Annotated in this window: 25 protein-coding genes; 14 read left to right on the top strand and 11 right to left on the bottom strand. The window is 38.0% G+C overall.

From position 1 onward, the window contains the following. Window positions 1-97: 97 nt before the first annotated feature. From RGQ13_RS20130 to RGQ13_RS00675, 5 genes are all read left to right on the top strand, one after another. Window positions 98-307: a helix-turn-helix transcriptional regulator gene (locus RGQ13_RS20130; RefSeq protein ID WP_405054147.1), complete on the top strand. Its 210-nt coding sequence runs from the start codon at window positions 98-100 to the stop codon at window positions 305-307. Next, window positions 304-687 (top strand): hypothetical protein, encoded by a 384-nt coding sequence (locus tag RGQ13_RS00690; RefSeq protein ID WP_348391640.1) that lies wholly within the window; start codon window positions 304-306, stop codon window positions 685-687. The genes RGQ13_RS20130 and RGQ13_RS00690 overlap by 4 nt, the downstream gene beginning before the upstream one ends. Next, on the top strand, window positions 687-935 hold the full coding sequence (locus RGQ13_RS00685) for a hypothetical protein (protein WP_348391639.1): 249 nt from the start codon (window positions 687-689) through the stop codon (window positions 933-935). Before RGQ13_RS00690 ends, RGQ13_RS00685 begins: the two co-directional genes overlap by 1 nt. Window positions 936-1,056: 121 nt before the next feature. Further along, window positions 1,057-1,890 carry a hypothetical protein gene (locus tag RGQ13_RS00680; RefSeq protein ID WP_348391638.1) on the top strand — a complete coding sequence of 278 codons (834 nt, stop codon included), beginning with the start codon at window positions 1,057-1,059 and terminating at the stop codon, window positions 1,888-1,890. A gap of 129 nt (window positions 1,891-2,019) precedes the next feature. After that, window positions 2,020-2,382, top strand: a complete 363-nt coding sequence (locus RGQ13_RS00675) for a lipoprotein (RefSeq protein ID WP_348391637.1) — start codon at window positions 2,020-2,022, stop codon at window positions 2,380-2,382. 569 nt (window positions 2,383-2,951) lie between these two features. Here RGQ13_RS00675 and RGQ13_RS00670 read toward each other — a convergent pair. Further along, window positions 2,952-9,464 (bottom strand): Ig-like domain-containing protein, encoded by a 6,513-nt coding sequence (locus tag RGQ13_RS00670; protein ID WP_348391636.1) that lies wholly within the window; start codon window positions 9,462-9,464, stop codon window positions 2,952-2,954. A 56-nt stretch (window positions 9,465-9,520) separates the two neighbouring features. Then, window positions 9,521-10,348, bottom strand: a complete 828-nt coding sequence (locus RGQ13_RS00665) for a sulfotransferase family protein (protein WP_348391635.1) — start codon at window positions 10,346-10,348, stop codon at window positions 9,521-9,523. A gap of 412 nt (window positions 10,349-10,760) precedes the next feature. Here RGQ13_RS00665 and RGQ13_RS00660 point away from each other — a divergent pair, with 412 nt between their 5' ends. Beyond that, window positions 10,761-13,775 carry an ATP-binding protein gene (locus tag RGQ13_RS00660; protein WP_348391634.1) on the top strand — a complete coding sequence of 1,005 codons (3,015 nt, stop codon included), beginning with the start codon at window positions 10,761-10,763 and terminating at the stop codon, window positions 13,773-13,775. Between the two features lie 54 nt (window positions 13,776-13,829). On the opposite strand, the gene RGQ13_RS00655 is transcribed toward RGQ13_RS00660, so the two are convergent. Next, window positions 13,830-14,498 (bottom strand): response regulator, encoded by a 669-nt coding sequence (locus RGQ13_RS00655; protein ID WP_348391633.1) that lies wholly within the window; start codon window positions 14,496-14,498, stop codon window positions 13,830-13,832. Between the two features lie 324 nt (window positions 14,499-14,822). On the opposite strand from RGQ13_RS00655, the gene RGQ13_RS00650 reads away from it, so the two are divergent. From RGQ13_RS00650 to RGQ13_RS00640, 3 genes are all read left to right on the top strand, one after another. Beyond that, on the top strand, window positions 14,823-15,437 hold the full coding sequence (locus RGQ13_RS00650) for a glutathione S-transferase (RefSeq protein ID WP_348391632.1): 615 nt from the start codon (window positions 14,823-14,825) through the stop codon (window positions 15,435-15,437). Between the two features lie 147 nt (window positions 15,438-15,584). After that, window positions 15,585-16,259: a single-stranded DNA-binding protein gene (locus RGQ13_RS00645; RefSeq protein ID WP_348391631.1), complete on the top strand. Its 675-nt coding sequence runs from the start codon at window positions 15,585-15,587 to the stop codon at window positions 16,257-16,259. Between the two features lie 13 nt (window positions 16,260-16,272). Then, entirely contained in the window at window positions 16,273-16,947 is a 675-nt protein-coding gene (locus RGQ13_RS00640; RefSeq protein ID WP_348391630.1) for a TVP38/TMEM64 family protein, read from the top strand. A 224-nt stretch (window positions 16,948-17,171) separates the two neighbouring features. Here the strand turns inward: RGQ13_RS00640 and RGQ13_RS00635 are convergent, their stop codons facing one another. Next, window positions 17,172-17,486, bottom strand: coding sequence for a hypothetical protein (locus tag RGQ13_RS00635; protein WP_348391629.1), 315 nt, complete (start codon window positions 17,484-17,486; stop codon window positions 17,172-17,174). A 719-nt stretch (window positions 17,487-18,205) separates the two neighbouring features. Between RGQ13_RS00635 and RGQ13_RS00630 the strand changes: the two genes are divergently transcribed. Then, entirely contained in the window at window positions 18,206-20,158 is a 1,953-nt protein-coding gene (locus RGQ13_RS00630) for a recombinase family protein (RefSeq protein WP_348391628.1), read from the top strand. A 58-nt stretch (window positions 20,159-20,216) separates the two neighbouring features. On the opposite strand, the gene RGQ13_RS00625 is transcribed toward RGQ13_RS00630, so the two are convergent. Then, window positions 20,217-20,555 carry a YkvA family protein gene (locus RGQ13_RS00625; RefSeq protein WP_348391627.1) on the bottom strand — a complete coding sequence of 113 codons (339 nt, stop codon included), beginning with the start codon at window positions 20,553-20,555 and terminating at the stop codon, window positions 20,217-20,219. 282 nt (window positions 20,556-20,837) lie between these two features. Between RGQ13_RS00625 and RGQ13_RS00620 the strand changes: the two genes are divergently transcribed. Then, entirely contained in the window at window positions 20,838-20,996 is a 159-nt protein-coding gene (locus RGQ13_RS00620) for a hypothetical protein (RefSeq protein ID WP_348391626.1), read from the top strand. 113 nt (window positions 20,997-21,109) lie between these two features. Here the strand turns inward: RGQ13_RS00620 and RGQ13_RS00615 are convergent, their stop codons facing one another. From RGQ13_RS00615 to RGQ13_RS00605, 3 genes are read right to left on the bottom strand one after another with little or no spacing between them, the layout of a single operon-like run. Further along, window positions 21,110-21,556: a hypothetical protein gene (locus tag RGQ13_RS00615; RefSeq protein ID WP_348391625.1), complete on the bottom strand. Its 447-nt coding sequence runs from the start codon at window positions 21,554-21,556 to the stop codon at window positions 21,110-21,112. A 2-nt stretch (window positions 21,557-21,558) separates the two neighbouring features. Continuing rightward, a complete protein-coding gene (locus RGQ13_RS00610; protein ID WP_348391624.1) occupies window positions 21,559-22,137 on the bottom strand; it encodes a class I SAM-dependent methyltransferase in 579 nt (192 codons plus the stop codon). 1 nt (window position 22,138) lies between these two features. Next, entirely contained in the window at window positions 22,139-23,152 is a 1,014-nt protein-coding gene (locus tag RGQ13_RS00605; RefSeq protein WP_348391623.1) for an HNH endonuclease domain-containing protein, read from the bottom strand. Between the two features lie 94 nt (window positions 23,153-23,246). Between RGQ13_RS00605 and RGQ13_RS00600 the strand changes: the two genes are divergently transcribed. Further along, window positions 23,247-23,495, top strand: coding sequence for an Ada metal-binding domain-containing protein (locus tag RGQ13_RS00600; protein ID WP_348391622.1), 249 nt, complete (start codon window positions 23,247-23,249; stop codon window positions 23,493-23,495). 102 nt (window positions 23,496-23,597) lie between these two features. Here the strand turns inward: RGQ13_RS00600 and RGQ13_RS00595 are convergent, their stop codons facing one another. Beyond that, complete coding sequence (locus RGQ13_RS00595; RefSeq protein ID WP_348391621.1) at window positions 23,598-24,368, bottom strand: hypothetical protein; 771 nt, start codon at window positions 24,366-24,368, stop codon at window positions 23,598-23,600. A 289-nt stretch (window positions 24,369-24,657) separates the two neighbouring features. Here RGQ13_RS00595 and RGQ13_RS00590 point away from each other — a divergent pair, with 289 nt between their 5' ends. Then, complete coding sequence (locus tag RGQ13_RS00590) at window positions 24,658-25,224, top strand: tyrosine-type recombinase/integrase (protein WP_348391620.1); 567 nt, start codon at window positions 24,658-24,660, stop codon at window positions 25,222-25,224. Then, window positions 25,221-25,523, top strand: a complete 303-nt coding sequence (locus RGQ13_RS00585) for a hypothetical protein (protein ID WP_348391619.1) — start codon at window positions 25,221-25,223, stop codon at window positions 25,521-25,523. The genes RGQ13_RS00590 and RGQ13_RS00585 overlap by 4 nt, the downstream gene beginning before the upstream one ends. Window position 25,524: 1 nt before the next feature. Here RGQ13_RS00585 and RGQ13_RS00580 read toward each other — a convergent pair whose 3' ends face one another. Together RGQ13_RS00580 and RGQ13_RS00575 are read right to left on the bottom strand one after the other, a co-directional pair. Beyond that, the gene (locus tag RGQ13_RS00580) at window positions 25,525-25,938 is read right to left on the bottom strand and encodes a hypothetical protein (protein ID WP_348391618.1); all 414 of its coding nucleotides are present in this window, start codon (window positions 25,936-25,938) and stop codon (window positions 25,525-25,527) included. Between the two features lie 58 nt (window positions 25,939-25,996). Beyond that, a complete protein-coding gene (locus RGQ13_RS00575) occupies window positions 25,997-26,404 on the bottom strand; it encodes a hypothetical protein (protein WP_348391617.1) in 408 nt (135 codons plus the stop codon). Window positions 26,405-26,416: the final 12 nt, after the last annotated feature.

Raw genomic sequence — 26,416 nt, 5'->3', positions numbered from 1 at the left:
AAATCAACGATTTAAACTCTTGCTTTCCTATTGAAACATTGCTTACTATCCCAATTAGCTACACAGGGTAGCAATTAAATTCAATGAGGAGCGTCAAGTGTCAAAATGCACAGAACAGCAAGACATATCAAGTCCATTACTAACTGTACAAGAAGCGTGCACTTACCTTTTGGTGAGTAAAAGCAAGCTATACAGACTAATCGAGAAGGGTGACTTCGCCCGTAAAATTCGCATCGGCAATTCAACTCGGTTTTTGCAATCCGACCTGAACAACTGGCTCGAAGGTTGTAAGGAGGTTCAGTCATGAAAAACACTAAAAATGTTTATATATTTTCTCAAGAGGATATGGACGCAGTCCTAGCTGAACCAGTTTTATCTGTTTTCTGGGGATTAGATTGTTTTTCTTCACAACAAATCAAAAGCACTTTTGAAAAGCAAGTCGAGCTGCTTGTTCAAGCGAACGACGGTAATTCCTTTGTGAACCTATATATGAGGGGTCTCGCTTGGTTGTTATTTGCAATGCGAGGTGCGATTGGTGAAGAAGTAAGTAAAGAGCTGGAGTCAATTCCAACTATAAGTAAGTACTTAAGAGAAATCGACCAAATGGGAAGTTTTAAAGAGGCTGCAAAGATAGGCTTTCAATACTTCCCATGTGACGAATTAGACATCATAGGAGGCACGCGATAATGACAAAAACATTTACTGTATCAACAACGCACGCCGCACATTTTCTCGCTACTCACGGGAAGATGGAGAACTGGACTTATAAGTTGCAGGACAACAGAAGAGGGAAGTCCTTTAAGGCAATCGGTATCATTCCAACACAAACAAGGGGGGGCAAAGTTTTCTACAATGCGGAAGACATAAAGCAAGTCGCTGAAGCGGTGAAATTAAACCATATTGCGGCACAACCGTTTGTAAAGTTATTTCACTAATTCTCCTTTGAAAAAATGGGCTAGAAAACACCTCTAGCCCTACCCGTATTTTAGAACAGATAAGTGCAAATTCAAAAGTGACATTTGCGGACAAAAATAGCTAAAACAAAAGACCCATAAAATGCCCTTAAACCCACGTATAGCAAAACATACAGCAAAGGTAGATTTTGCTCGGTTTTGTGTTGCTCCCTTTACCTATCAATATATACAAGATTTCAACACAAATAAGACCATAAACACCCCTGCATTAACCGTCGAAAAAGTATTAAAGAAATATGTTTCGATCCCACGAAGAGAAATATACAAAAGCATCGAAATTTACCCATCGTTTCACTTAAATTTCAGCTTGCTATGGACACAAGGAGCTCTCATTAAATCGTGTAGCGACAACAATAAACAATTAGTACAACTAACTGCAAAAATACCTGAGAAATTACTCTCACGAGCTTGTGAATCAGCAACTAACAAATCAACAGTCATTAAGGAACTGCTAAGAAAAGCTATTACCCGATTACCGAACGACATACTATTATGGTCTGTACTTGAAAAAGGATCTAAGAATTCGCGGTATCACATACATATCGTAGCGGCCTTAGATGCACACCTCAAAGAGAAACTCACAAAAGCACTACATGAGTTTACCAACGTAAAATTTCAAAACTACATGACGGTTGCTGATACTGTTCACCCCATAGACATCATCGCTGCAAGTTATTATGCAAAAGACATCAACCAGAAACACTTCGGTAGTAAATCTTTCTTTTCAACGCCGGCGTTAAACAAATTAGCCAAAGTTCAAGAACGCGATTACAGGGCCTTTATCAAAGAAAACAAGGCATTTCTCATCGATAATGATAAAGCCTATCAGAAAGCCATACAGGTCCACGAAGAACGACGAATGCGTTCAAAGCCAAAAACATTCGAAGAGTGGGAAGCTAAGTACATTGATAGCTAATAGAGGAGCGAGAAAATCAAAACTTATCATTATGGGCAATAAAGATTTCATGCATTAGCAATGTATTTGATCTTAAAGGAAATAATATTAAGGTTATCTAAACAATAACAATAATTCATAGGAACTAAAATGAAAAAAATCATAATCGGACTTGCTCTGACAGCTACCTTATCAGGCTGTGCTACCACTTCAAGCAAACGCGATTTCGGCACTTATCCGAACAATTACGAGAGCGTGGTTAAAGATTACTATCACGCAACGTTGAGAGATCCGGACTCAGCTAAATGGGTAAGTATTAGACTTATAGGCAGAAGATCAATTCCGCAGCTGTTTAAGCCAACCGTGCATGGCTTTCTAGTATGCGCTACGCTCAACGGTAAAAACGCATACGGTGCGTACACAGGTTACATAACAGACGGATTGATTATCAACAACGGCGTTGTAGTTAGACACTTACCTAACGGGATGCACTACGACAAATCAGTTTGCTAACAAAGAAGCGCTAATGTTTATGTGCCATTTCACCAAACTGAGGCCCCTTAAGAATGAAATACAAAAGTCCTAGAAGTATAAGGTGTCAGTGAACGGGGTGGTCACATAAAAAACTTTTCGAAAAATAAAACTTCTTATACTTAGCTTTAGCTTTAGCTTTAGCAGTTGAATGCATCAAAAAACTAGTTTTGTTCCATTTCGCACAAAATCGCACTAAAAAGGCATGTTTTGAGGCCTAAAAAACTTTTTTATCTTACACTAAACAACCGCTAAAATTACGAAGGATACTTCTCTTATTTACACCCCTTATTGCACCCCAAGATACTCAAGGAAACGACCAAACCCCTACTCACTCTACCACGCAGAGCCATAATCGACTCCTGTCGGGTGGGCCATTTCATAACAGCAACTCTATTTAACGTTTTACTTTCAATAAGCGCCTGCTATCCATATAAAATATGGCAACTACGTTATTAGTAAGAGGTTTAATGGCGAAATTGAATTTACAAAAAAATACCCAGCATAAAATCATGATGGGTATGTTAATGATTGTTAGTATTAAGTGTTACTTAAGGCAACCTTCTGCGTTGCCCCCTTACCATTAGCATAATAATTAGAATGAAGTAGTTAAAGCTACCACCTCCACTACTTTCGCTTTCTGCAACTACTGGTAATGGTGCAGGTGTAACGTCCTCCACATTAGTTATGGTTATCTCACTGGTAGACTTTGAGGTTAAGTCTCCATCAGAAACTATTACCTGTAACTCAATAAGTTCATTATTATCTACTGACGGTAAGGTAATATTCACCTGCGCTGCTGTCGCATCATCAAACACAACTGTAGGTCCAGACAACTGGAGCCATTGGTAGCTCAGCAAATCATTTTCAGGATCACTTCCTTGCGCTGTAATTGTTATTTGACTGCCTTCATCAAAACTGGCTTCATGGCTATCAATGTTAACTACAGGAGCAGTATTTACTTTATCAACCATTACCGCACCTGGGTCTTCAACAGAGCCATTAACCGTAAAGTCAGCATCATTAGGACCACCATCTTCAATCACTAATTGAATACAGTTATCACCTTGCGCTAAGCCTAGGGTAAAGCTTGCATCGTTTGCTGCAGGGCAATTACCATTTTCATCTGCTAATGCTGAGCTCACTTGGTTACTTTCATCTTCAACAAAGGTGTACCAACCTTGCTGTGTATTGTATTTACGATACACCGCGCCAGCAGGAAGCGTCGTCTCCTTTTCAAGTGGAATTACCACAGCTATCGAATCACCTGGTTCAGCTAGCCCAGCAATGTTGAAGTTATATAATGGCGTTGTCAGTACAAAATTCTTATCAATGACATCTGCCGCATACTCATCAACCAAGTCGATAAGTTGCTCTACAGTTAGGCTGGCATTTTGTGCGATTGCCCCTTGTGATGATGTAATTGAGCCAAGCGAAATAGTAAGCCCTAGCGTCGTTTGTAGTGGTTCAGTGTTGTCGCTACTCGGTAAGCGTGTGGTATTGCTGTCATCATCTAGGTAATCAGCAATGCCATCTCCGTCGGTGTCGCTATAGCCTTCTTCGCTATCAGCAATGCCATCACTATCGCTATCACTTTCGGAGCTTAGTTGAGATAACTGCTCTACAACAAATTGAATAGATTGACTTACCGAAAGTGCATCTAGGGTATTATTTTCTATTGCTGTGACCTCAATTGAGTACACCCCCTCCTCAAGTGTACTTGGCTCGATGTCAAAAGTTAAAATATCTCCATCAAGAGCTTGGTCAGTAAATGCATCATCCATTACCAACCAAGTAATATCATGAATATCACCTTGATTAACATCACCTACTCTTGCCGTTAACGTCACAACACCATTGTCTGGATCGATAACGCTAACACGCTCATTATTTTGCCTAAGCACTACATCGAGCATTGGCGCAACGTTATCTTCAATAACAACTAACTGGGTTTGACTGGCCTCTGCGATAAAGGCGTTATTGGCTGCTTCTAGATTTATGAATACATTATCTGTCAATGATAAATCAACGGCGAGATCTATCGCTATCCCTCCTCTTGTACCTGACGAGATAGTTACCCAACCCTCGTCATATACCTCGTCATTAAGGGAGATATTATAAAGCACGTCCACTGGATAACTTGGCGCTTCACCACTTAAGGTAACCTCAATATTATATGAGCTGCCCGCTTCAATATTGCTTTTACCTATTACACTCGCCTGCGGTAAAACATCAACGATTAACATTGTAGTCACGCCATTTCCTGATAAATCAGCAGCACTCAATTCTACCTCATGACGTCCTGAAACAATCTTGGCTTCACCAACAAGCTCAGCTGACAACTCACCATCCACTACATCAAAGGCAATAACATTAATGACCCCTAAGATGTCTGTTAAACGCCCTTGAGCATCAAGGGTTAATATATCAAAAGCATTAAACACAGGAGCGGTGGTATCAACAATGCTTACTAACTGCTCAGCAGTGCTTTGATTCCCGATATAATCAGTTGCGATCCAAGTGATAACATGCTCGCCAAGCGGTAACTCGTCAACTAAATCAGACACTATACTTGGGGTATTGAGATTATTATCTGTTACTTCAGGAGCAACCAATTCAACAACAGTTAACTCCCCTGTCGCTTCTATAGTTAAAGACGCTACATCAGCAATCAATGGTGCTTGGTTATCACCAACTGCGTCATCTAAAGGCGCAGAATCATCTCCGTCAACAATACCGTCATTATCATCATCGGTATCAGCATTGTTACCAAATCCATCATCATCGGTATCTACTGATTCTGTACTATCCAATGGGAAGAGATCCGAAATATCCAAAACACCATCATTATCATCATCAGTATCCGTATTGTTACCGGTTCCATCTGAATCTGTATCTAACCATTCAGTACTCTCAAGTGGAAAATCATCGCTTAAATCAGGGTAACCGTCGTTATCATCATCTAAGTCGGTTTTATTAATAATTCCGTCACCGTCGGTATCTAAGTAATCACTTTCTATTAGTTCAACCGCACCAATATCACATGAGCCATTAACAACGCGAACGATACCACGTTGGTCTTGCCCAGATTGACATTCAGCTTCAGGCATTACATCTACTGCAGCACCGCCATAGGCAGGCAGTAATGTTAACGTTGCACCACCGTTGTCAGCTAAAGTCGTGCTAATAACTGAAGCAATAGGGTCTGAATTTACAAAACTAGTACCAGAATTAAAGTAATCAAATACATTATCTCCATCAGGGTTAGAAAAACCGCCATTAGTTGAGTTTAATTCTGACAATAAGTTAAAGCCCGCATCAATAACTTGACGCCCAGATCTCACATAAACGTTATCAGCACCTGTTTGTGATACTGTACTATTGCCAATAAATAAATTACCAAACAGCGTTACATCACCACCACCAACATGAACACCACCACTCCACGTTTTAGACGTATTATTTACAAAGGTTGAACCACTAACTGATACGTTTTTTCCTTGGTCTACTGATGCATAAAATGGTGATTGCGTTTCAATAAAGGTAGAGTTTTCAAGAGTTACATTACTGTATTCATGTTCTACACCGCCCACGCGGAAGAAGGTCGAATTTTTAATAAGCGCTTCACCAGAGCCATATTCAACGGCAGAATAAATTGCCCAGCCATAATCACTTTGATCTGTATCCTCATTTAAAACAGATACGCTATCGAAAACAAGATCATTACGGTGGCTGTAAATATAAAATGCGCCGTTATAACCATGATTATGCTCAAGTGTAATGTTGGTAAAGCTTGTCTGCTGGCAGAAACTATCATAGCTGCCAATAATGGCTTCACTTGTCGTAGAGTTATTTGCTGCATAAACATTGCGAACATCAAGGGTACAGTTGCGATTATAGTTTGCCGAAAGCACCGAGCCATATTGACTGACATTACCAAAGGCTTTAATAAAGCTAATTTCTGCACCACTATGTGTCATGGATATTGCTGAATCTGCTTGGTAATCGTCAACATCATTACCGCTCACACCAGTCACAGTGAAACCGGATAAGACAAAGTGATTCATATGGCTATTATCTTTGACCAAGATATTGGCGTTGCTTCCTTTGAGATCTTGATAGCTCACCGTAACACCATTGCCATTAACAATATCGTTACCATCAATATCTGCACTTAATACGGTAGTAAATTGCTCTGGGTTGGCATCTGCTTTTTGGGTGGCGCTGCCATCGTCAGCAAAGCCACCAAGTAGCTGAATATTTTGCTTAACAACAAAAGCTGCTGCTACATCATCTTGCAAATTACCCGCTTGGTTTTCATCAGGATAATAAATACCCTCTGCCACCCATACTTGTGTATTAGTGGTCGCAGCCGCTAAGGCATCTTGTAAATAAGGGAAAGGATTAACCCAAGAATCACCACAAGTTTCATGTACTGCATCACAACTTGAGTCATCGTTTACATAGATAACACCTAGTGGATAAATATCTTGAGCCATGCCTAAGTCAAGGCAAGCTTGATCGCAGTTATCAGGAATACCATCACCGTCGGTATCTGTTAAGCCTTCAAGGGGAATTAGCGGATAAGTATCATTACTATCATTTATACCATCATCATCAGAGTCAGGGGTATTGATATCTGTGCCTAAATCCGTTTCTTCTTGGTTCCACAAACCATCGTTATCATAGTCACCAGTAGGGCTATTAGTAACATTCGGCGTAGCACTCGAAACCACCACTTCATTAAAACCTGCGCCGTCAGTATATTGTGCTTCAACCGTCAAGGTTGCACCTATATCCGCCATTTTCACAAGGTATTCTTCACCTTGACCAACTTCTGTTGTTCCGTTGCGACGCCATATCAAAGTAACGTCACCCAAACCATCGGCATCAGCTAACCAGCGTGCGTTTGTATCAAGAGTCCTTCCTTCGTAAACATCATCACCATGTGGGCCGCCTATATTTAAGCGTAAGCTCCCCGTTGGTAAGTCATTAATAGGATTGATGGTTACATCTACCGTTATTTGTTCAAAGCCACCTGTGCTATCACTAACCTGCACAACAAAGCTGTCATTACCAAAAAAATTGTCATTTGGCTGGTAGTTTATTGCTGTGCTATTACCGTTACCAGATGCTGACGCTATACCATTAGTTGCTTGAGATAATACTGACCAAGATAAGGTATCTACATCGACATCTGTTGCATTTAAAGTAAGCGCGAATGCAGTTGGAGAGTTATCTTCATCAATAGTAAAATCGATAGGAGATTGCTCTGTAATAACTGGTGCTGTGTTACCAGCTTCTTCAATGTCAGAATAACCATCATTATCGTCATCGTCATCCATTAAATCTGAGATGAAATCACCATCATTATCACTAGGAACACTGTTAGCATCAGTTATTGAGGTGCCATTGGCTATTTCATCAACATCGCTGTAACCATCATTATCATCATCGTCGTCAATTAGATCTGCGATTTGATCACCATCACTATCAATAGCAACTTGAAGTTGTAAACGGGTCCCAAAATCATTAACGATTACAGCGTAACCACTTGATAAGCCTTGAACGGTATAGTTTAGATTTGGGACGTCAATAAAGCCGCTAGCAGTGACAAAATCAATAGCAAACTCACTAGCTACTATAAAATTAAAGTCAAAAATCACATCACTTGCAACGCCGAAGGCAATATCACCAGTGACAGCAAACTCATCAAAACTTCCTTGCTCCTTTGAGTCCAGTTCTATGGTTAATTGCCCGTTGAAAGAGACATCACCTGTAACAGAAAGAGTGCCGACACTAATTCCAGGATTAACTTCGGCCTGCTCTTTTATGTGTAAAATATTTTCCGCTAGAATTACCCTACCATCGCCAGTTAATGTACCGCCAGTAAAAGTAATGCCACCATCCGCAGCCAACTGACTATTTAACATCGTACTACCACTGGTTTGTTCGAATGTCCCTGAGCCATAAAAATCACTGCCCGAAGCGAGTGTTAAAGTACCTGCATTGCTAAAAGTGCCAACATTATTTAAATAGCCAGATAAATTGATAATGCCATCAATGTTATTTTGGATCGCTACCTCATTTTTAAGCGACTGAGCCGATAGGTGATTCCAAGTGCCGCTATTATATAGGCGTCCTGCATTAGGGTTATCATCAGTAAGAATAACCGAAGTGCTGCCGTTTCCTTGAGTGGTTAATGTGCCGCCATTGAGATTTGTAAGTGGCCGAGTTAGTGATAATTTCTCTAAAGTAAGGGTACCGCTATTTTGGATGGTTTGTGCAAGTTTGTAAGAGTTTCGCCATTTTGATAGCGAGGCATCACCGTTATTAGTCAGCACGCCTACCTTGTTATCATCTCTCACGCCGTTTACCGTTAAGCTTGCGCCAGCATTGTTATAAAACTGTCCTGAGTTATAAAAGTTAGCAAAGTCCCCTATGCTGATAGTGCCATCATTATTAACCACCCCCTCATTGATGAGGTATTTGTTAGCCCCCAAGCTTTCTAAAGTAATAGTTGCGCCAGCTTTGTTATTTAACACCCCGTTACTTTCATTATTTATTCTAAGGTTATTATTATATTGACTATCACTATCAAATAGCCTTATTACCCCACCTGCTTCATTATTGATAACCCCTTGGTTTGATAAAAAGTTTTGGTATGCAGTAAGCTCAATATTGCCACTATTCTCAAGGGTGCCTACATTAGTTAAAGCATTGTGTTTCCCCTGTATGTATCGTCCACCTCCGCTGAGACTAAGGGTGCCGCCAACATGGTTTTTCAGTGTGGCATTGTTGGTTAATAAGCCGGAAGTGTTAACTTGTATAGTGCCAGAGTTTTCAAACGCGACGTCATTACTAACATCGGTAGTGTTAATGGTTATCGTATTACCTGCATCATTAGGGTTTGGGGTAACCTGCGCTGCAAAGCTCATTGAAGGGCTCAGTAATAATGGCGAAATTAACACAAGCGGCAGGGCTTTATTAACCGCTTTGCTTACCAAAGATCGGCTAGGTTCGAAGGCTGTTAATTGCTTAACGTTATTAGAGTTATTAGTCATGCGTTATCAATCCAAAAATTCTGTTTAAATATATTGTTATAGAGTTAAAAACCATCTTAACGCTCCCAAAAGCGGGCAAACCGTTCAATGTTTTTCCATGCGCTACTTTCTGTTACCGTGACATCAAAAGTGCTTGGCCAACGAGGGTTTTGTGGCTCAACTTGGTTGCGAATAACATGCAAATCTTTAAAGCCATAAGCGGTATCATCTTCCCAGGTGATCTGTTCAACATGATTAAAATCATGTTGAAAATTATCTTGCTGTAAAAATTGATAGATAGACTGCATAGTCGCTTTCGGGTTTGTGGTTAATTTATCAAAGTCTACAATGTGCATATTTGGTCCCCAACCACGAGTAATGGCATCTCTAATGGCATTAAACGCCCTACCAACAGGTTGAGCGTCATCAATAAACATTTCAAAACGGCCTAACGCCGTTTTACATTTGATCGGGTTATTGGCATCAAGTGGTACTTGCGAGAGTGCTGAAGTTTTTCTATAAAGGTGCTCAAAAGACGCTAAAACATCACGTAAATCCCTTACTGTCACCAATATTTTCACTTTTTCTTTTCCCCCTAAAATGGCTGCAGCCATTTCGGCGGATTCCAACCAATAGCGGTTTTTGTCTATACAAATGTTCTGCTCTATATGAGAAAAATAGCCTTGTAACATACCGGTAAGGACATTCTTTTTAATCAGCTCATTTTCATTACGCTCTCTGGCTCTATTAGCTTCATTTTTATCCCAGTTATTTTTAACTTGGCCAAGCATGTCTAAAATGCCAGAGGTTGGAGTGACATAAAAATCAGGATTCTGACCTAGAATATTCATCAATAAAGTTGAGCCACTACGGGGCAATCCCGCAACAAAGTAAATTGTTTTCATAATCAGTACATTCTCGTGTTAATAAAACCAGACAGTGAAAGCATGGGGCTAACCTGTAATTTAACTATGCTTTTAGCTACCCTTCAAAACAGGCAATTACTAGCTATAACTATTAAGGTATTAAAACAATATGGAGAATGTGTGGAGAATTTGAATTAATAAAAATTTTGATTTTCTATTATTGACGAGAAAGGTTGAATTATATATTTTGTGTAAGCCTCTTTGCTTTCAGAATTGAATTATGCATTTAAAGTTAATTATTTTTAAGATCTATCTATTATCATTTTTTTCCGTTTTTTGTCATGCTTCTTCGAGTACCTCAACAGCTCAAACTCATTTATCACTTAAACCCTACCCATATTTTCAAACGATAAAGCAATCCAGCCAAGTATTTGACCATGTAGGGTATGAGTTGAGCCAAGATAGTAATGGTTTTTTGTGGTACGCAGGTTTTAACGGACTACTTCGTTTTGATGGATATGAAATAAAAGAATTTATTCATGACCCAGACAATGCTAACTCTATTGCTGAAAATGCTATCAGAACTATTACTGCAGATAAGCAAGGTGGCCTATGGATATCCCTATATAATTTAGGTTTAGCTCATTATGATGCAAAAACTGGAAATTTTTCTCACTTTCCGCACGACAAGAATAACGTCAATACTCCATCAAGTAATACGATTAGAGACATTATTGTATTAGATAATGGGGATCTATGGATTGGCGGTAGAGCAGGGTTGTCCTATTACTCCCTTAAAGATAAAACCTTTACTCACTATAACAGTGGTAGTGATGTTAAAAATGACAGTTATACCATAGATATGACTATCGATAACTCTGGCAAACTTTGGTTAGCAACAGCTCGAGGTCTGAAGTTCTTCGACGAAAATAAAAAACAATTAGTAGTACCCAAGCTACTTACTCCTACTAAGCAGCCAATATCTGAGCAGCAACAACTGACTTTATTTCGAAAAATCATTACCGCAAAAGATGGGCGCCTATGGCTTGCCGGATATCAAGCTAATATTCATTTACTTGATCCAAACGCCAATGCCCTATCTCAAGTAAAGGGTGACTCAAAAAGTGGAAAATATAACCACATGGCTATCGAACAAGTAAATGAAAAGGAAATTTGGGTCAGTAATTTAACCAATGGTATTGAAATATTCGATGCTAGAACGACACGAAAAATTAATCATATCGATCCAACCACAAATTCGACTCTTACACTAAAAAGTAAAAAGGTTGATGCTATTTTTACCGATGCAGCAGGTACAGTTTGGCTAAGTTTTAATGGCAGTAAGCTGCAATACTATAATCAATCATTGTCGGCATTTCAGTATATCCATCTTGACGAAGAATTAACGAGTGAAGAGATGGTTTACTTATTACCTTTATCAACTGACAACTCGCTACTATCAGTTAATAAAAAATTAATATTGTTTAACAAAAAAAATGGAGAGCAAAAATTACTAGACTTCCCTGGGGACTCTGAACAGGGCAAACAAACTTGGGAAGTCTCTGCCTTAGCACGAGGAGTTAACAACAGTATTTGGCTAACTACAACTAACTCCACACTGATCAAATTTGACTTAATCAGTCAGCAAAAAACTTACTACTCTTATGCTAGCATGGGCTTTAAAGGCAATAACCCCTACGATATTAATTATATTTCTGAGCAAGAGATCATGTTATCTACTAGCGGAGGTCCTATTGTTTTTAATCCACAAATAGAAGAGTTTGAAACACTGCAAACAACAAATAAAGAAGATATCACTGAACGCACTTGGCACACTTATAAATCTGAGCAAGGTGATTACTATATTGCTACCAATATAGGCCTATATTATCAGCTATCAAATCAACAAGACTTTAGCTTCTTGCCGCTTAATAAAAATAACTTAAGAGGGTCATCTGTTGAAAGAATTTTACAGGGTAAAAAAGGAGAGATTTTTTTATTCACCAACCAAACAGTCTACTACCTTGAGGTGAAAGGCGACAAATTAATACTTAATGAACTCCCAGCACCACCCGACAGTTTATCGCTTAACTTTATGTCACTTAATATCGATAACAAGGGTAACTTATGGTTTGGACCATATGCTTATTATGACCCGTACCAACAACAATATCATAGCTTAGGGCACTATGACGTACTTAATAATAAAACACCTAATAGTTTAGAAGTTCTTGGTGATACAATTTATGCCGTCTCAGATAGCAGCATTATTTTAATTAATACTGAACAATTAACACCTCTTTCTTATCAAGCTCCGATAAAACTCATAGAATTTAAATCCGGAAGAAGCATTAATGCAGCTAATGGCTCAAAGGTTAATGTGGCCGCTGATAGACAAGAGCTATCAGCCAAATTTTCAGCCTTAGACTTGGTAAACGCTGATAATACCCAGTACGAATACAGGCTAAAGGGCTATGATGACTATTGGCGTACAACGCCAACAAATGAGCGGCGAGCAACATACACATCATTGCCTCCAGGTGACTTTACCTTGGAAATAAAAGCACAACATCAAAGTGCTAACCTTAGTCATAAAACGCTTTCTATTCCCGTCACTGTATTACCAAAGTTCTACCAAACTTGGTGGTTTATTACTTGTATCCTGACACTGACCGCTTGGCTACTTTGGTTTATTCACAAGTTATTTTTGCAAAAAGCAATGCTCCGAGAGACTGAACTAAACACCCATAAGTTAGCTCTTGAACGCGCTAAAATGATGGAAGAACTCATCGAGAAAAAAAATCAATTGCTTGCCGATGTATCACATGAGCTTGGTACACCTCTTACTGTTCTTAAATTACAGGTTGAATCACTAAAAGACGAGCTGGAAGACGACGTACAAGTTACTTATGATGCTCTTGATAACAAGCTCGATGACATTCAACACCTAATTAACGATATTCATCAATTAGCTCAATCTGACATTGGTGCCTTACAACTCAATAAAGAGACCTTCGAGTTCAACGAAACTCTCGATCTCTGGCAAAGAGAATTAACACAGTTTGTGAATAATAATAAGTTATCTTTCGATATCAACAGACAGCTTCCACCTCATTTAATGGTTGAATTTGATCGTGACAGAATCAAACAAATATTTACTAACCTACTGACAAATAGCATCAAATACACCGATAAACCTGGGCAAGTTATACTTTCAGCTTCAACAAAAAAGAATACTTTACTATTATCTATTGAAGACAGTGGCCCTGGCGTATCGACAATAGACTTAACCAATATTTTTGAACGATTATATCGTGTTGAAACATCAAGAAGTAGAGATACTGGTGGCTCTGGCTTGGGATTAGCAATTTGTAAAAGTTTAATTGAAGAACATAATGGAAAAATATATGCCAACCATTCGGCCTTAGGAGGCCTGAAAATCAATATGGAACTGCCTATTTTATAATTCTGTCATGTTAAATAGATACTGCAAATAATTAAGCAACTTGTCGTTAAATTACTAATCACTTAACGGCAAGTATTGATAGCCTGCTCCATAAACACAATCAATCACGATAGATTCGATATTTAGAGAACGGATCTTCTTTCTTAGGTTTTTCACATGGCTATCCACTGCTCGGTCAGTAATATCTTTTTCTTCCATATACGCTATGCTCATTATTTGCTGACGTGAAAAAATGCGACTGGGTTTTCGATACAGTAACTCCATTAAGGAGAACTCTAGTTTGGTTAATTTAATACTATCATCTTGATATTCAAGTTTTAGCGAACCTTTGTTCAGTATTAATCCTGACTGAGTTTCAGCAATTTTAAATCGTCTTAATATTGCTTTAACTCTTAGCACTAATTCTTTAGCACTAAATGGTTTACAGACATAATCATCCGCGCCAGCTTCCAAACCAATAATCCGGTCTACCTCTGTACTTTTTGCTGTTAACATTATAACGGGAATATCGGAAAACTCTCGTAACTCCTTACAACAAGCAACACCGTCTTTTACTGGCAACATAAGATCTAGTACAACCAGAGATGGTGGATCTTGTTGTACAGTTTGAATAAAAAACTCACCAGAATTAAGCAGAGTAACCTCAAAGCCTTCTAAAGTTAGATATTTATATATGTACTTTGCAATTTGGCTTTCATCTTCAACAACTAATATTTTTATCATTATTTTTGTTTTGATATTTCAGATAAAGATATTAAAACAATAAATATATAAAATGTGAACCACTTGCCTCGATAATTAACACTTTTTAATAAAGTAATCCTTTTAACTAACGATCTCGTAAAGTGAAATTGTTCATGGCATCCGATGCTCAGTTGGATAGAGCTTGCCTTTAGGAGTGCAGGCCCTGGGTTTGACTCTTGTCGGCTAGACCATTTCAATTTTAGCACCATAATTTTCACATCAATTAATGGTTATAGAGTATCCCCTTGTTTTCTGCTGATATTGCCCAATACTATTTACAGACATAACTAAAAGGAAACAAATATGACCCAGCTTAAAATAAGCTATTTCGATGTAGATGGCGGCCGTGCAGAGCCAATAAGACTTGCATTTCATCTTGGTGGTGTAGCTTTTGAGGATCATCGTTTTCCTTATCCTGATTTTCCACAAGAGGCAGCAAAAACCCCGCTTGGTCAGGTACCTGTTTTATATGTAGATGATGTACTAATCACACAGTCGAGTGCAATTTTACGTTACGCGGGTAAGCTTACTCATTTATATCCTACTGATTTATATCAAGCGCTAATTTGTGATGAAGTCATCGACGTAGCTGAAGACATTATCAATAAAATTGTACCTACAATGTTTTTAGAAGGTGATGCTCAAAAAGCAGCTAGAGAGGAATTAGCTCAAACCGGTTTACCAAAATACTTAAGCTATATAGAAAGTAAATTGGTTCAACAAGGTGGTCAATATTTTGCTGAAAATAAACTTAGTATCGCCGACCTAAAAGTAATGTCGATTATTGGCTGGTTAAACTCAGGAGGTTTGGATCATTTACCAACTGATTTGGTGGCTCAAATTGCTCCACAATTAAATCAACATCTGAAGCTTATTAGCAGCAATACTGATATTGCCAATTATTATGCAAGCCGTTAAAGTTATTTAAAATATTATTTATAATTAGGCACAGGATTAATGTGCCTTTTATATTTTTCTTAGAAAAATAAAAAATTTGTATTTTAGTATTCATCACCGTAATTTTTTCTTATGATACTGATTAACCCTATTTACCCAATTTAAGCTATGACAGACAAAATCAGACCTATTGAAAAACCAGTAGAAAAACAACAGCAGTGCCATGTGATCTTGGCAGGTAATTTAGTGGCTAAACCAGAAATACGTTATCGTGCTAATCCGGTTGTGCCAGTTGCTGAATTTGTTGTTGCCACTAACCAGTCGTGGTTTGATAAAAAAACTAATTCGTTCAAAGATTGGACTAGCTACCATAGTTGTCATTTTGAAGGTCACGATGTTGAGAAGCATTTTTTATATGCGGACAAAGGGCAACTGCTGCTTATTCATGGTGCTTTAGCCACTAGCAATAAGCGTAAAAAGGATTTTATCCAAGTTGAGTCTTTATCTGTTATGGGTAAAGGAATTCATCAAGGCATTAATCAATTGATATGCAATGCCACATTGGTTTCTGAGATCAAGTTAGTCACCACTGAAAACAACATCAGCCTAGCTGAATTTTCCGTTACCATTAATGAACCTGGCTTTGTTGAATCTGACCATCACTTTAAAGGCCAAAAGATTACCCGTCTTGTTCATCTTTGGGGCAAGAGTGCGGAATTTTTTGCAAACAAGGCTAGCCTTAATGAGCAAATACTCATTGAAGGTACGGTAAGTTACCTAAGTACTAATAAAAAACAGCATTTGATTGAGGCAAAGAAAGTCATTATTTGCCCTGCCAGCTAATCTACCCTGACAAATGATGAAATCATTTTGGTTAAAATATAAAGCCGCTATTACATTTTTAGGCTTCTTTCTAGCTATCAGCGCAGGGATAGCTCTTATCTTTAATTATTCCGGCCTGCTATCTCATTTTGACCAAGCTTGGGTTGATAACAAGATTAAACAGCAAGGTAGTGATGGTATATTATATTTTATTGCTGTAATTGCCTTATCGACAAGTATAAGCCTGCCAAGGCAAGTGGCCGCCTTTGCCGCAGGTTATGCATTTGGAGTGTGGCAAGGCACTCTTGTTGCTACCTTCGCAGCTGCACTTGGCTGTTCTATTACGTTTTACACGGCAAGATTCATCGCCCGCCCTCTAGTAATAAAACACTTTAGTGACAAAGTTGATATTTTTAACAAATTTTTGCAACAAGATACCTTTCAAAAAACCTTTATCATTCGTTTAATTCCTGCTGGTAATAACTTTTTATTAAATTTATGTTCTGGTGTTGGAGCTATTGATGCTAGGAAGTTTATATTCGCATCGTATTTAGGTTTTTTTCCACAAATGGCAATATTTGCCTTGGCAGGCAGTGGCATTCAAATGATGTCTTATTGGCAAATAGGGGCAAGTGCGGTGTTAAGTGTGGTTGCTTGTTTGCTGAGTTATCGGTTATATAGGAAGTATAAAGCTGAACTTCAAAGTTGATATTTCATTAAATGAAATATCAACCTAAATAACAAAAATGTATTTTTTGACGAGCGAAGACTTATAGGCCAATAGAATTGAAACGCTGTTGCGCAAATTGCTAACAGCATTTTGTTGTTGCGGTGTTTTATATCATTGCTAATTATATTCGAAGTTATAGTTCACCGCTGTATGTGCTTGTTTGATAGCTTAAAGTTTATGGATACATGCAAAGTGGACAGATGTTACTTATTATCCATTCCTTCACAAACAGTTACTTGCATTGATTCACTCCAGTCTGCCTTATGCTTGGCTGCTAGAAGCAGACTAATTCTCCCTATCTCAACATTGCAACGGTCTATCTTATCAGAGGCGTAAACTCCCTCACTTCTAACCGACTTGATAGAGTGACGTGCTATACATAGATTAACTGCAGCCTCATTGTAGTCGAAATTCATTATCTCTATATTTGTCCAAGGTTCAAAGTAGCAACCCCTTTCTTCTTCTGCGCCTGCTCCCATAGTCGCCACTAAAAGTGCTAAAGCTATTAATGTCTTCATTCTACCTTATCTCCTATATTGCTTGTAAGCGCGTAATTAATTATACCACTATACATGCCTGTATCTCTGTGGCAAAACATACTTACCACAGAGATACAACTGTATAATATTGTTCGCAATAAGTAAGCATAGGTTAATTGCGACAAGGGCAAGAATACCCAAAATAGTCACTACCACATTTCTGACATCGGTGCCAATCTCCACCACGCACTGGAGAAGGCTTTATTTTCATTATTTTCATTATTTTCATTATTTACTCGTTGATTTAATTGAGGTCGTTGAGATAGAGTATATTTCCCCTTAGTTAATGCAATGACATTTTAGAACCTTTTTATCAACTCATATTGTTAGGTAAACTGACCCTCTAAAGGTATCGAGAGAAAAGCTGGAATCATTAAATGATTGTCGCTCAAATTTCGTAGACAGCAAGTTAATGACTATAGCTCGCTCTATATAGACATTAAACAAAATCAAAGCGCTGCATCAAGCTTATTGCTATCACCTATTATATCAATAATTCAATTATGCCTGTTTTAGTTTTAACTTAATATCTCATTAAATGAAATATCAATACCACCTTTAACGGTCGCCCTTACCTCCTTTCGAACTTACAATTTATTTAACCTACTGCTGTTTTTTGTTAACTCAAAAATAAATTAGCAAGGTTTTTGAAAGTTCGATATAAAGGAGGATTGATTATTAGATTGGAGGACTGGTTAATGCCAAATAAACCAAATTGCTATTCGTACATTCGCTGGTCAAGCGAACAACAAGGCAAAGGCAGTAGCTTAGATAGGCAACTTAAAACAGCGCAAGATATTGCCGCTGAAAACGACTTGGACTTAATCGAGATATACGACAGAGGTATTAGTGCGTTTAAGGGAAAGAACAGTAAAGAAGGTGCATTGAGCACATTCATTGAAGCTGTTAAGAATAAACAAATACCAAACGATAGTTGGCTGGTTGTTGAGAACTTAGACCGATTGTCACGCGAAGACATATTAAAGGCTCAGCGCCTGTTTATGGAGTTGGTAGAGCTTGGCATTACGATTGTCACTGGTATGGATAAAAAGATTTATAGCATTAAATCCATCACTGCCAACCCGATGGAGCTGATGTATTCAATCATGCTATTTTCACGTGCGCATGAAGAATCAAAAACTAAATCCAATCGAACTATCGGCAATGCTAAGAAGATAATCGATAACCATATTAGCGGCACACGTTCATTTGACGGTTTCGCTATTGCCATACGCTCAATCGGTAATAATATGTGGTGGGCAGACTGCTCTGACGGCACAGTTAAACCACATGAAGTTTACTTCCCTATCGCGCAAGAAATGATTGAGCTGATGTTTAATAGTTGGACTAAAATGGCAATCGCAAAGCATTTAGATAATAACTACAAGCCACCGACTAAAAGCACTACCGGAACTTGGGGGCGAGATTTAATAAATAAGTTTTTCACTAAGCGAACTTTAATAGGTGAAAAGGCAATAACAAACTTAAATGGCGCATCTTATACGCTTTATGATTATTACCCCAAGCTGATTGATGAAGATAAGTTTTACGAATTGCAGCACCTATTAAAAGCACGACAACTTCATAGCAACAAAGCGAAACATCCTCATGTATTTTCAGGCTTAGGCATTCTTTATTGTGGGCATTGCGGCAGCACAATGGTTGGCGCAAGCACAAAAGGTCACTTAAGGTATCGCTGTAAAGCAGGGAATCTAAATCAAAACTGTAAAGCGTGGTCTTTTTCAAATAAGTATTTGGAGGACACCGTTATTAGGCTTGCGTCGAATCATGTATTTAATCCAATTGTTGATATGGATGCCAAAGATATTGATGCAACAATTGCAGGTGTTGAAGAGCAGCTTAAATACAAGAAAAACGAATTAAATAACCTTGTCAAAGCCATCGCCAATGGTAATAAGTCCAACACAATAATGAAGCACATAAACAGCTTAGAGCTGGAGATTGATGAAGGCGAGCGTAAGTTAGAATCGGTTAAAGCAAAACGAAACAGTACAAAAACAGAAGTTGTTGAATGGGAAGTTATCGATAGCAAAGTGTTGGATGCTAACGAAGTTGAGTTGCGCAATTACTTCAGACATAAGGTATCCGCATCAATTACCGCTATTGTTTGTGAGCGAATAAGCGAAGGTCATGTGAGTTTCAAAATTACCTTTATCAACGGCAAATCGATTACAGCCAGTCGCACACAAAAAGCATTAGCATTCGATGGTGATGCGTGGGTTAAGTTAAGTGACCATTACGATAGACCTGTCGAAATTGAAGAATCCATAGTGAGAAACTATGAAAGTTTCTGGGCGGAACAGGAAGTTTTAGAGCAAGCAGTCGGTGATGATTTTTCGGTAAATGAACTATTCGATGATGACCGTATTCGTCACTTGAGTGACAAGTTAATCGACCCAAGTGAGGTCAGTGGCATCAACAAGCATTACAAATATAAAGGCTTGTTTGGGGTAAACGAAGGCAATAGCGACGCTATAGAAGCTGACTTACTACGTGTTAATCATTTGGCGCAGTGGGCTAACGGCGTTAAAGGTGCTCCGGTGATTATCGAAGACCAACATCGCGTCTATAGGCATACGGATAAACGGCGAGTGGTGATTAAGCCGGTGGCTGAGGTTTATTATATTTGACTTGTAAAAGAGCGAATTATATTACTCGCTCTAATTAACTTATTGACTCAAGAGAGGTTTAGTTAAACCATTCTTTTAGCGTGCTTCGAGCCATTTCAGAATGCTTCTTCTTAATGTGAGCTGCAATTGTAGCTGTTGCAGCAACAAGCACACCTAGGTCGTCTGTATACCCTATAACAGGCGTTATATCAGGAATGGCATCAATAGGTGAAATTAAATAACCCAATGCTCCATAAGCTGTAGTTTTAGCCCAAGCCGGAGTCGCCTTATCTTGCGCAGTGTAATATAGCTTTAATGCTGGCTCTAAAACAGTTTCCCCTGCTGCTTTCACAATCCCTTTTGTTTTTTCCCAAAAGCTATCTTCTGAATATTCACTTTCAAATTTGGTTTGTTCCATTTCTTATCCTTTTTTTTGAAACGATTGACCTTTAGATATATTGATTCAATTATTAAATGAATGCAATAGAGGTTTGTTTTTTATGATAAAAATCACCATGCGCGGTTTTCAGTACCATCGCAATTGTCAACCATTCAAACTACAGCGACCTCAGGGTCGAAACTGAGATTGCTGCCTAGAGCTGTAATTTTTCGTAAGACTAAATTAAGTTAGCTTTCTTGTGCTAGCAATATTGCCTGCTACACTCTTAACTTAAACATTAGGCTTAGCAGGAGAATTGATATGGGATTGTTAAATTTATTATTTGGCTCTAGCAACGATGCAGACGACCAAGACGACCAAGATAGCTTGTTCACAAGTGTATTTGGAAATCCTGGCGACACCACTAAGGATGAAGATTTAGCTTCAGGTGACTACAAAGAGGATGATTGGTACGACTAGTCGGCACGTACTATCATCTCCTTATCATGCAAAGGGTTTTCTTGGCAGAACTTGTCCGCCTTGCCTTGGTATTTCCTCGCATCTTTAGCCAAGTAAATAGCGAAGGTAACCGATTAAATAGGGTTTAGCAGTGGCTTGTGATTGAATAACTCACCAGCTCTAGCTTTATCCTCAATAGCATATGCTTCAGAACTAGTATTTACTATTAGGTATTGGTACTCAAAGTTGTTATGAATATAGCTTTTGGTCATATAATCAAGCTTATATTCACCTGTAGCAAATTTAGATAAATCATTTGTTGTTAAAGTTGGTATTACAAGGCGATTGGCAACATAAACACAAAACTGATTGCCGCTAAGCCTTCCTTGGGCGTGACTGTTTAATCTAGTGATTAAGCCGTATTTCTTTTTGTTTGCTTTAACTGCTTTTTCAATTTCTCTACCAGACATACCACAATAAATTAATTCATTACCATGCCAAATAGCGTATACACCAGCAGCAACTAACGGTATATCTCGATTAGGCCAGTCTGAAAACTTAAAGCGTTGAGAGAAGTTCATTATTAACGCTTCACTAAAATAGCATTGAGCCATTTTTCATCTCTGTCAGGACGATTATCTTCTGTTATCCAAGTAGAGCTAATTTCAATATTGCTTAAGTTTGAAACAAGCTCAGCAAGTCGTTGTTCATTAATGTCAGTAAAGGAGCGGCCATCTTTTTCTCGTTGGCTATCTCCATACTTAAACGATACATACCAGATGCCACTAGGTTTAAGTGCATTGGCTAATTTGCTAAGCGTATCAGGTAAGTCTATTTCAGGCACATGCAGCAAAGAGGCGCAGCACCAAATAGCATCGTATTTTGCAGTGCAATCAACGTCATTAAATACAGCGTGCTTAACTTCTATACCAGCGTATAGGCTAGCGCGGGAAACAAGCTCAGTGCTGGCATCAAACGCCTCTACGTAATAGCCCATATCAAGAAATGCTTTAGTGTCACGACCAGAGCCGCAGCCAGCATCTAGAATTAACGCACTATCATTTAAGCTCTTAGTAAAATGCTGATAGATATTACTCATATCGACATTTACCGTGCCTTCAAAAAAATCATCAGCGTTGTCTTGGTAAAATTGAATACTCATATTAAAACGTAATTATGCCTTTTATTTCCGGTTGCCATTCATGTATTAGAGTGGCCTTAGCAATACTATAGCTTTGCTGTAAAAATTGCTTTCGTCTTGTCTCATTATTGCCAGTTTGCTGTATAAGTGTTTCGCGCAATGGTAAATGACTGCTGATAAAATACTCGTTCCTCTTGTGTAATCTACCTAGTAACTTAATTGTTGGCACTCTAGCAAACTTGCCATTTTCACCACGGTTACAATCTTTACAAGCTAAAACAAGATTCCAAACAGCATTGATATTAGGTACATGATTTTTTAGTGTCCAGGGTAGGAAGTGGTCAACATCAGCTAGGTTATCAGTTTTTCTGCTAACACTTATTGATGAGTAACAATAAAAACAACGACCTTTTTGATAACCGTTTAAGCTATCTCTACAGCTCGTAATATCAACTCTGCGCTCTTTAGTGCCAGTAAATAGTGTTTTTAATTCTTGGTCGTATTCAACAGTGATTAAATTTCGAGCAACCCCCATTTTCCAGCCTTGCTCAACTAACTTCCAGCGCGCTTCTGTTTCATGTTCAAAATTAGTGAATTGCTCATGCTCTGCAAGTTTGAAAAAATTGTCAGTTATTCTAATGCCACCATTCTGCTTACGTTCGTCAATAAAAAAACGATGCTTAATCTCCCCATTATTAACTACATGAAACGCATCTATTACATTAGCAAACCCTAGTTTCACCGTTTGCTTGATGAGTTCGTCATGGCTTAACTTATCAGCGTTAAAGTTATTACAGGCAGATAAGAACTTGCTTGATTTTGATGTGATTTGCTTTGACTCAAGCTTTAAGTGCTCACAAAGATGACGACTAAAAGGCTCTGCTAGTTTCTCCATTTTAACTAAATCATTAGATACCGCATTAAGCTCGTAAAGTGATTTTGCTAAAGCAAACTTATACGAGGCTACATTACGCCCAAAGAGTATTATTGCTCTCCAATAATTATCTAATGTTGGTTCGACTTCGTAAAATTCCATGTGTGCAGGCAAAATAATGAAGAATGCTTTATGTTGTTATGTTTGGCTAATAATGTCCATAATAATGTGAACTTCCAATAAAAGGATATTCAATATGTATAAGCTTTTAGATGAAAAAGGTGCTTTATATATTAATCAAAACAAAGGGATTTTTGGTGGTCATAGCAAACTTAAAATATACGGAAAACTTGATTGCCCCTCTGCGCTTGGGCACATAAGCAAAGGTCATTATGTAAAATACAGAGTGTTCTTTAAGGATGAAAACACTGCTATTCTGGCGGGATATAGGCCGTGTGCTCGGTGTATGAAAAAAGAATACTTACATTGGAAATCTCATTGTTAATGAAAAAATCACCCTGCGCGGTTTTCAGCACCACCACACAAGTAAACCATTTCAAACTACAGCCACCTCAGGGTCGAAATTGAGGTGACTTTACACTGTAACCTATTTGCTTTGCTCAGCAACAAAGTTGTAAATGGGCATTAAAATAGCCTGTGCTTTCTTAAATTCGTTTAGGAGTTTATTTAAGTCTGTAGGTTTGGTTTCGCAAATAGTTACTCGAAAACCTAAGTGAGGTGAGACTTCCATTTCTTTTGTATCACCAGATTTAATTCTTGTTACAACCTGCTTTCCTCTGCCTTTATAGCCTTCCCTTTTATTTAAGCAGCCTAAGGATTCATTAAGAATATCTGACCATATTGTCGAAGTTAGTTCTGATAGCATTAACCCTTGCGGTGATATATTGCGCTCTGCAATTAGAGGTCGAGAAGCTGCCTGCCATGCGTCGCGAGTCATGTTCACACGAATTTCATTAGAACTTTCTGTATTAACTAAATTGAGTAACTTACTTTGCTTACTTTCTCTTATTAATAGGTTTGTTATAGGCCAATTTTTATATTTCATTCCTTCTAAGTTAACCCCTAAACTAACAATACCTGTTTCGCTATTTACAACAACATTCCATTGAACGCCTTTACTGTCATCGCTAAAGCCACTTAACACAGACGCCTTTTGACCAAATGGTCTAGCATCGGTTTTGAAATTCAACTTAAATGCTTGCTCGATTAAGTTTGCTTTAGTCTTCTGTGTAAACTTAGGCTCATCTTCATAAAAATCTAATAGTTTAACAATTACATTGGCTGGAGTATCAAAGCCAGAAGCATGTTTGGCTAATCGGTTAAATATCTCAGTTGAAACTTCAATTTTTTGATTCATAAATCATCCTTATCAAATACTACTCCGTGCACGCAAAACAAGTAACGTGCACGTTATGGCGTAAATCTACATCTTTGTGCAACGTTAATCAAGTGGTTTATGAATTAAACATGTTCTTTTTGAAAAATATTTGTGATGTCTAATAATATAATGAAATGTAGAAAACATTACATTATGCGCTAATCTGTTGTTTTAATTACGCCTTTATTTCAACGCTGTTTAGGTCGTCCGAAATAATATAAGAAAATACAATATAGCTTACAAAAAGTTATATTATTTAGGTGATTATATGAAACAGGCTAAAACTTTAACGGAACGTGAATTTAAGCGAGTGTTGGCAGTAGCAACATTAAGTCGTCATTCAGAGCGTAATTGCTTGGCATTAAACTTGAGCTATTACGCAGGATTGCGTGTTAAAGAAATTGCTGCTTTAACAATTGGCGATGTTTATAGTAACGATGGAACAGTAAGTGACTTTGTTTATCTAGACTCTGAGCAAACCAAAGGCAAACAAGGCAGAACTATCGTGTTTAATAAAAAGCTGCGTGCGTTGCTCAAGTTGAATTTTCATAATATGAAAAATCGAAACCCATCGTTGCCTTTAATACGGAGCCAGAAAGGTAAGGCATTTAGTGCTAACTCGCTATGCCAGCTTATAATTGCTTTATATAAAGATGCAAGTATCGATGGCGCAAGTAGTCACAGCGGCAGACGAACATTTATAACTAACCTGGCACACAAAGGCGTGTCGGCTAAAGTGCTAATGTCGTTGGTAGGCCATAGCAATCTTTCGACCACGCAACGCTACATTGATGTAAATGACAACATGCTTAAAGAAGCGGTGGAGTTGATGTGATTGATTACAAGCGATACAAAGACATCATCTATGTAGATACTAAAAAACTGGTTACGATGGACTACGAAAAGATCTCGCAAGATCTTTTAACGCCTGAGCAAATATTGCCGCTAAAGTATAAAATGTCGTTTGTATTTGCTCGGTTGCTTAAAAATAAGCGATGGAAGTGGGCTATGCATCGCGACCTTGACGGTTCAAAAATGGCGGCGTATGAATTAGCTTGTCTGAATGTGGCTTTCTTAGTTGGTGTGAGGCAGGTCTTGAAAATTGACCTGCCTATTCTTACATCTGATAGATAAATTAGGTATCTACTTCAATTTCAAATAAATATCCTAATAAGCTTTTCTTATTCTTTACAAAAGTAAGTTCAATTGAAACTTCTGTATAAAGTGTGAAAATTTGAAGCTCTACCTCAATCATGTTTTCGTTGTCTTTGATTTCAAATAGTGGCTCACGGCAATAGTGAGTAGCTATCGTTTCATTATTGTTAAGTCCGTTAACCAAAATATTGTATAAACCATTTTTACAAAAGAGAGATAAAAGAGTGTCACCTTTAAGGGTTGCTATTGTAAGGTCTTCTTCAGTATGCCCCTTATCAATTTCATTTAACTTGGAATCTATTTCAGCTCCAACCCCTGGTAACACTTCATCCTTAATAATTGCTACAGTTTCCTTATTTATATTTAATATATCTCTAAATATAGTGTTTTTCATATTTTATGTTCCTAATTTAAGGGGTAATCGTTGTATTGTTTTTATCGTAATAAATGCATCAAGACACCGCATAAACTGACTGCCCATTATTTTTTATTCTTACAAAGGTATTGGTTAGCCTGTCTTTTAGTAAGTTTGGTTCGCTCTTATAGAAGCAAAGTAAGTTACCTTCGCTCACGATGAAATTAATATCGAACTTAGTCTGAAATAAATAGGCTGAGCAGTACAAATCTATTGTTATAGGCTTATTTGTTTCTATATCATTTAATGTGAAATGCTTCACTGGCTTTAGTAAAGTAAAGTCTTTTTCAATAAGCTCTGTCACTTCACTTGCCAGTAATTTAGCTAAACCGCCTTTTAAGGCAGCTATTGTTGTAAAAGACTCATCTTGGCACAATTCTCTGTAGCGACTTGAGAATGATACTTTTAATTCGTCGCTTACCTTTTTTATTTCAATACTGTTCATTTTTATTATCCA

The organism is Thalassotalea psychrophila (assembly GCF_031583595.1).
Classification (GTDB): domain Bacteria; phylum Pseudomonadota; class Gammaproteobacteria; order Enterobacterales; family Alteromonadaceae; genus Thalassotalea_A; species Thalassotalea_A psychrophila.
The sequence above is the reverse complement of the archived record's forward strand: the minus strand, read 5'-3'. Positions and strand labels throughout refer to the sequence as shown.

What these genes read in the sequence shown, in the direction of transcription:
- RGQ13_RS00690 (WP_348391640.1), top strand. Translation starts at nt 304, where the DNA reads ATGAAAAACACTAAAAATGTTTATATATTTTCTCAAGAGGATATGGAC.
- RGQ13_RS00685 (WP_348391639.1), top strand. Translation starts at nt 687, where the DNA reads ATGACAAAAACATTTACTGTATCAACAACGCACGCCGCACATTTTCTC.
- RGQ13_RS00680 (WP_348391638.1), top strand. Translation starts at nt 1,057, where the DNA reads ATGCCCTTAAACCCACGTATAGCAAAACATACAGCAAAGGTAGATTTT.
- RGQ13_RS00675 (WP_348391637.1), top strand. Translation starts at nt 2,020, where the DNA reads ATGAAAAAAATCATAATCGGACTTGCTCTGACAGCTACCTTATCAGGC.
- RGQ13_RS00670 (WP_348391636.1), bottom strand. Translation starts at nt 9,464, where the DNA reads ATGACTAATAACTCTAATAACGTTAAGCAATTAACAGCCTTCGAACCT.
- RGQ13_RS00665 (WP_348391635.1), bottom strand. Translation starts at nt 10,348, where the DNA reads ATGAAAACAATTTACTTTGTTGCGGGATTGCCCCGTAGTGGCTCAACT.
- RGQ13_RS00655 (WP_348391633.1), bottom strand. Translation starts at nt 14,498, where the DNA reads ATGATAAAAATATTAGTTGTTGAAGATGAAAGCCAAATTGCAAAGTAC.
- RGQ13_RS00650 (WP_348391632.1), top strand. Translation starts at nt 14,823, where the DNA reads ATGACCCAGCTTAAAATAAGCTATTTCGATGTAGATGGCGGCCGTGCA.
- RGQ13_RS00645 (WP_348391631.1), top strand. Translation starts at nt 15,585, where the DNA reads ATGACAGACAAAATCAGACCTATTGAAAAACCAGTAGAAAAACAACAG.
- RGQ13_RS00640 (WP_348391630.1), top strand. Translation starts at nt 16,273, where the DNA reads ATGATGAAATCATTTTGGTTAAAATATAAAGCCGCTATTACATTTTTA.
- RGQ13_RS00635 (WP_348391629.1), bottom strand. Translation starts at nt 17,486, where the DNA reads ATGAAGACATTAATAGCTTTAGCACTTTTAGTGGCGACTATGGGAGCA.
- RGQ13_RS00630 (WP_348391628.1), top strand. Translation starts at nt 18,206, where the DNA reads ATGCCAAATAAACCAAATTGCTATTCGTACATTCGCTGGTCAAGCGAA.
- RGQ13_RS00625 (WP_348391627.1), bottom strand. Translation starts at nt 20,555, where the DNA reads ATGGAACAAACCAAATTTGAAAGTGAATATTCAGAAGATAGCTTTTGG.
- RGQ13_RS00620 (WP_348391626.1), top strand. Translation starts at nt 20,838, where the DNA reads ATGGGATTGTTAAATTTATTATTTGGCTCTAGCAACGATGCAGACGAC.
- RGQ13_RS00615 (WP_348391625.1), bottom strand. Translation starts at nt 21,556, where the DNA reads ATGAACTTCTCTCAACGCTTTAAGTTTTCAGACTGGCCTAATCGAGAT.
- RGQ13_RS00610 (WP_348391624.1), bottom strand. Translation starts at nt 22,137, where the DNA reads ATGAGTATTCAATTTTACCAAGACAACGCTGATGATTTTTTTGAAGGC.
- RGQ13_RS00605 (WP_348391623.1), bottom strand. Translation starts at nt 23,152, where the DNA reads ATGGAATTTTACGAAGTCGAACCAACATTAGATAATTATTGGAGAGCA.
- RGQ13_RS00600 (WP_348391622.1), top strand. Translation starts at nt 23,247, where the DNA reads ATGTATAAGCTTTTAGATGAAAAAGGTGCTTTATATATTAATCAAAAC.
- RGQ13_RS00595 (WP_348391621.1), bottom strand. Translation starts at nt 24,368, where the DNA reads ATGAATCAAAAAATTGAAGTTTCAACTGAGATATTTAACCGATTAGCC.
- RGQ13_RS00590 (WP_348391620.1), top strand. Translation starts at nt 24,658, where the DNA reads ATGAAACAGGCTAAAACTTTAACGGAACGTGAATTTAAGCGAGTGTTG.
- RGQ13_RS00580 (WP_348391618.1), bottom strand. Translation starts at nt 25,938, where the DNA reads ATGAAAAACACTATATTTAGAGATATATTAAATATAAATAAGGAAACT.
- RGQ13_RS00575 (WP_348391617.1), bottom strand. Translation starts at nt 26,404, where the DNA reads ATGAACAGTATTGAAATAAAAAAGGTAAGCGACGAATTAAAAGTATCA.